At 40.9% G+C, this 5,224-nt stretch carries 2 protein-coding genes; one reads left to right on the top strand and one right to left on the bottom strand.

The window, feature by feature from the left end; all coding sequences use genetic code 11:
• Positions 1-75 precede the first annotated feature (75 nt).
• Positions 76-258, bottom strand: coding sequence for a hypothetical protein (locus RRG12_RS27325; protein WP_420761330.1), 183 nt, complete (start codon positions 256-258; stop codon positions 76-78).
• A gap of 829 nt (positions 259-1,087) precedes the next feature.
• On the opposite strand from RRG12_RS27325, the gene RRG12_RS27320 reads away from it, so the two are divergent.
• The coding region (locus tag RRG12_RS27320; protein ID WP_420761329.1) for an FkbM family methyltransferase at positions 1,088-5,224 on the top strand (4,137 nt) is incomplete at its 3' end.

The raw sequence follows: 5,224 nt of genomic DNA, 5'->3' as shown, positions 1-5,224 counted from the left end.
GAAAGAGGGTTAGGGTGGGGTCAAAATAATGTGCAACTTCACAGAGAATTGGTATTAAAGGTTTTTTCTTTCCCCTTACCCCTTACCCTTTTCCCCAAAACCCGACAAATATTGCAACAGTTCCTCCACTTGTTCCATCACTTCGGACACATCAACTTCTGGTACTTCTGCCAGAATTTGGTCTTTGATTGTCTGCAAGTGAGCATTGATAGCGGTAAATTCATTGGCAACAGGATCTCGGAGAATCAACTCAATCACCACTTCTAAAAAACTTAGGATAGTACTATGCGTGACAAAACTCCAGCTTTCAAGATGGGCGAGGTTTAACTGTTTTAAATATTTTTACTATCTGCTTAACTGTCTTAACTGTCCACTTAAATGTCTTAACTGTCTTAACTGTCTACTTAACTGTCTTAACTGTCCACTTAAATGTCTAATTAACTGTTTTAACTATCAATTTAACTCTCTATAATGCTATTGCATTTTATTGATATAGCTGAGATGATGATTTGTAAAACTATATTCAAAGGGGTATTGAAAATGCCATCAGAAGATGTTTAAAAAGTCATTTTGTCGAGGTCAAAAATTTTAGCTCCCCCTAAATCCCCTTTAGAAAGGAGAATTTGGATTCCGGCTCACCCTTTTTTAAGCTATCCATTAGTCACATCTTTCTTTACAGAACAAGCGTTTAAAGATTGTTCTGTAGGCATCTTGAATACTGAGGTGTGAAACATACTTGACAGATTAGCTCTTAGTATTATCGCTAAAGTTAGGTTTTTATTGAGAATTGATGACGAACGAATCAGGGTTAGAAAGAACATGAGTGAATACTCTCTTAAAACAATTTGCAATTCGCAATGGGCTAACGCCCCGCTTCTCTACAAGACGCTACGCGAACGCTAACGCGGACGTCCGGGGATTTGACCCCGACCCAAAACGGGCTGCCTGTCTTGCTGGGGACTTAAACCCCTAAAGTTAGTTAAGATTTATAGTCAACTTCTCCGGGATGGAGAACAACAAGTTAAGCGAAGTTTTCATATTTAACTAATATTTTTTTAGTAATAGATACAGAGGAACTATAAATATTATGACTACGCAAAATTTATTAAACCACATATCTAAACAGAAAGTTGTTATTACAGCTACATTTACAAGTGAACCAATTAAGGATTTCCTGTCATATTGGTTTCAAGAAATAGGAATTATTTATTCAATAGAGTTTGCTCCTTACAATCAGGTATTTCAAGAACTTCTCAATCCAGCCAGCCTTCTGACTAACAATCAAAATGGAGTCAATGTAGTTTTGGTTAGGTTTGAGGATTGGGAAGGAACTAAGAATCATCTGCAATTAAGAGTTGACGATTATCTAAAAGAACAAATTTTTGGCGATCGCTTACGCCACACCTTACCAAATCACTTAGAAATAGCTCACCTTAACCAGTACGAAACCGAGTATCTATACCAAGAAATTTTTGGCGATCGCGTCTATTTAAAGCACGGAATTGTCTTTAATGAAGACGACTGTATAATCGATGTCGGAGCAAATATTGGTCTATTCACCTTATTTGCCCAACAAAAATCCCCAAAAGGGACTATTTATGCTTTTGAACCTGCACCTCATGCCTTTGACAAGCTACAGACTAATGCAAAGCTCTACTGTCAAAATACTCATCTTTTCAACTGCGGCTTAGGTGGTGAATCCAAAGAAGAAACCTTCACTTTCTATCCTCGCTCCTCGGTTTTCTCAAGTTTTGCGGCTGATACCGAGCAAGATGAAAAAGCTATTCGCTCAGTCATTATTAATATGCTGCGACGCGATGATTCTCTGGATGAAGAGTCGTTAGAACGTTTAGCTGATGATTTTCTCAAGGATAGACTAGAGCGAGAAACTTATCAGGCTCAACTGCGAACTCTTTCAGAAATTATCGAAGAATACAAGATTGAAAAAATTGATTTACTGAAACTAGATGCCGAAAAAAGTGAGTTAGCAATTCTCCAAGGAATTAAAGACAATCACTGGCCATTGATTAAACAAATAGTCATAGAGGTGCATGACCAAGAAGGCAGTACGATTAAACAGGTCATGCGCTTGCTTGAAGACAAAGGCTTTCAATTTGTTGTCGATGAAGAGTCTCTGCTGCACGGTTCAGGACTCTATAACATCTACGCAACTCGCCTTAATCACAACCACAGCCCAGTATCGCAGAAATTTGGAAAAAACATAGCCCAATTAGAGCAAACCATCAGGGATTTTGGCAGTGCTTTGAAAACTGCAACAATGCGATCGCAAAATCCCTACTTAGTCTGTATCTGTCCTCCTTCTCCAACTACTGATACAGCAAATAACACTTTATATGAGAGAATGCAAGAATTGTTAGCAGCTGATCTCAATAGTGTCAGTGGTGTGTATCTGATAAAAAGTCAAGAATTAATCAATACTTACCCAGTAGAGGAGTATTACGATCGCTACGGTGATGAGCTAGGGCACATTCCCTACACGCCAGCCTTTTTCTGTGCCTTGGGGACAATGCTGGCGCGGAAAATCTTTGCCTTGCAGAGCTATCCCTACAAGGTAATTGCCCTGGACTGTGACTATACCTTGTGGAGTGGTATTTGTGGTGAGGATGGAGTTGGGGGAGTGAAAATCGATCCACAATTTCGATCGCTACAAGAATTTATCATCGGACAGCAAGCCGCCGGAAAATTGATTTGTTTGTGTAGCAAGAATCAAGAAGAGGATGTATTTGCAGTCTTTGACCAACATCCAGATATGTTGCTTAAGCGGCATCATCTCGTCAATTGGCGCATCAACTGGCGATCGAAATCGGAGAATCTGAAGTCTTTAGCAACCGAACTGCAACTGAGTTTAGATAGCTTCATTTTCATTGATGACAATCCCGTTGAGTGTGCTGAAGTTAGAGCCAACTGTCCAGAAGTTTTGACCCTGCAACTTCCCCAAGAGGGCGCTAACATCCCCCAATATTTAGATCATATTTGGGCTTTCGACCAACTTCAAAGCACCCAAGAAGACCAACAAAGAACCAATCTCTATCAACAGAATGTCCAGCGCCAGCGTTTGCAACAGGATTCTCTCTCCTTTAGCGATTTCCTAGCCCAACTGAATTTAGAAATTGAGATTTCGCCAATGCAAAACGAGCAACTTTCGCGGGTTGCTCAACTTACCCAACGCACCAATCAGTTTAACCTCACAACAATCCGCCGATCTGAGTCTGAAATTCAACAACTCTGCAATTTAGGAAGATTCGAGTGTCGAGTGGTCGAAGTAAAAGACCGCTTTGGAGATTATGGTTTAGTCGGTCTGCTATTGTTTGAAGCTCAAGAAAATGCACTAGTTGTAGATACATTTTTGCTTAGTTGTCGGGTACTTGGTCGAGGTGTAGAACATAAAATGCTGTCCTACTTGGGAACTCTTGCTCAAGAAAGAGGATTGGGACGAGTCGAGCTTTTCTATACACCTACGAAGAAGAATCAACCAGCTAGGAATTTCTTAACTAGTGTTGGTAGGCAATTTCAGCAGGAGAAAGATGGTGGTTGGTTATTCGAGTTTCCATCTCAAACCGCATCCGAAAGCAACTTATTACATATAGCCGATATAGATACCGTAGTTAAAGAGTCTAATGGAAGTCTAAGAGAAACAGCCTCGTCCGAATCCAATAGAGTACATATATCCGATATAGATATCGTAGTTAAAGAAGCTGTAAAAGTAACCTCGTCCGAATCCAACAAAGTACTTGTATCTGACGGATTTACCGTAGATACAAATCCCGATCAAGAACCAAAATCTGATAGCTCGGTAAAAAGAGCCTCCTTTGCAGACTTCTTTGAACGCATCGCTCAAACTCTATATAGTCCCGAACTCATTCTCAAAGAGATTGCATCCCGACAACAGCGCCAACGTCCTCAGTTAGATATAGAATTTGTTGCTCCTCGGACTCCTATCGAGAAGGCGATCGCACATTTATTTGCAGAAGCCCTCAAACTTGACAGAGTGGGTATTGATGATAACTTCTTTGAACTAGGTGGCGATTCGATTCGGGGTGCGATTCTGATTAATAAACTGCAAGCACAATTAAACGAGATTATTCATTTTGTTGTTTTATTTGATACTAAAACTACTGCTGGACTAGCAGCTTACATAGAAGAAAACTATCCACAAGCAGCAGCCAAACTGCTTGGTAAAGAAATAACTGCAATTATTGACTTACCACAAGAGCGAATCGATGAAGCTAAAGTTTTGCAAATGCGATCGCTCATTCCTCCCCTGACTCCCCCAATAGATGACGACGCAATCAAAAACCCGCCAGCTATCTTTATCCTCTCGCCTCATCGCAGTGGTTCTACCTTACTCCGCGTCATTTTGGGGGGAAATCCGCAGTTGTTCGCGCCTCCAGAATTGGAATTGCTGACGTTTAATACACTTCAAGAACGAAAAGCAGCATTTTCTGGACGTTACAGCTTTTGGATGGAAGGGACGATTAGGACAATCATGCAAATTCGGGGGTGCAGTCCAGAAGAAGCGATCGCACTTATGGAAGAATTAGAAGCGAAAAATCTCACCACCAAGCAGTTTTACCAACTTATACAGCGATCGCTGGGCGATAAAATCTTGGTAGATAAGACCCCCTCCTACTCTATAGATTTAGAAACTCTTAAACGGGCGGAAATCAACTTCCAAAACCCACTCTACATCCATCTTGTGCGTCATCCTTATGCAACGATGCGCTCTTATGAAGAAGCCAGAGTAGAACAAACCTTTCCCTATCAACATCCCTTCAATCGGCGAGAACTCGCTGAACTTGTTTGGCTAATTAGCCATCAAAATATTCTCGAATTTTTGCAACAAGTTCCTCAAGAACGCCAGTATCAAGTCAAATTTGAAGACATAGTTAGCCAACCACAGACTAGTGTTGAGGGATTGTGCCAATTTTTAGGGCTAGAATTCCATCCTGATATGCTGCAACCTTACAAAGAGAAAAAGCAGCGGATGACCGATGGGATCTATGCCCAATCTAGAATGGTGGGGGATGTGAAATTTCATGAACATCAGAGCATTAATCCCAGCATCGCAGATAGTTGGAAGCAGTACTACAGCACTGACTTTTTAGGTGATGTGACTTGGCGGTTAGCAGAGTCTTTGGGATATCAAAGACAGGGAATAGGGAATAGGGAACAGGGAATAGGGAATAGGGAACAGGGAATAGGG

The organism is Nostoc sp. CALU 546 (genome assembly GCF_048836525.1).
This window is presented reverse-complemented; position numbering and strand designations above follow the sequence as displayed.